Source organism: Faecalibacterium sp. Marseille-Q0746, from assembly GCF_017377595.1.
Lineage (GTDB): Bacteria > Bacillota > Clostridia > Oscillospirales > Ruminococcaceae > Faecalibacterium > Faecalibacterium duncaniae.
On record NZ_JAFREI010000055.1, the window covers coordinates 1 to 819 of the forward strand.

Here is an 819-nt window from a genome sequence, read left to right on the forward strand (position 1 = left end):
ACCTTGACAACCGCATGACCGTCTGCATGGGATACCCGGCGATGACCCCGCAAGGGAGAGCTGGAAAACGCCGCCGGAAGGGGGGCAGGAAAGCCATGCAGGGAGAACGGCAACCGCCATCCACTCACCTCATGTGGTCAAAATGAGCACATGAGGCGAAACGGTCGTTTATCTACTCGTTGCGGCAGGAGAAATCAATGTAGACAAATTGTCCACATTGATTCGCCGTAACCCAAAAGAAAGGACGTTTATCCACCTGTTGCAGCAGAGAAAATCCATGTGGCCAAATTGACCACATGGAAAAGCCGCAGCACCGAAGAAAGGACGTGTGCCTATGGGAAACAACTTTACCCCCGCATGGATCAAGAAAGGCTTCTTCAACGAATCCCTGTTTTGTGATGATTTTCTGAGTACCCACCAGCTGCTTTACTCGAATGGCGCATTTTTCACCCCGGAAGGCAGGGTCACGGACACCATGAACCTGCGCTGTGAAATTTTCGATATGCTACGAGACCATATCGGCGCAAATATCGCCAAACGAGTCAGCAATGTGGTAGACGTGCTGAAACTGGCGGCACAGGTGGAGGACTTCCCGCCCGTCACCGACCGCATTGCGCTGGCAAACGGCACCCTGTATCTGGATGGCACTTTTCAGGAGGGCAAGCCGGAGATCGTGCGCAACCGGCTCCCGGTCAAATATGACCCAAAAGCCCCGCAGCCCACCCATTGGCTGCGGTTTCTGTTCGACCTGCTCTACCCGGAGGACATTCCCACCGTGCAGGAGTTCATCGGCTACTGCCTGATCCCCAGTAACAAGGG

At 54.5% G+C, this 819-nt stretch carries 1 pseudogene; it reads left to right on the forward strand.

Annotated elements, in window-relative coordinates:
• Nucleotides 1-334: 334 nt before the first annotated feature.
• Nucleotides 335-819, forward strand: a pseudogene (locus tag J3351_RS14020) (DNA primase); the annotation flags it as partial.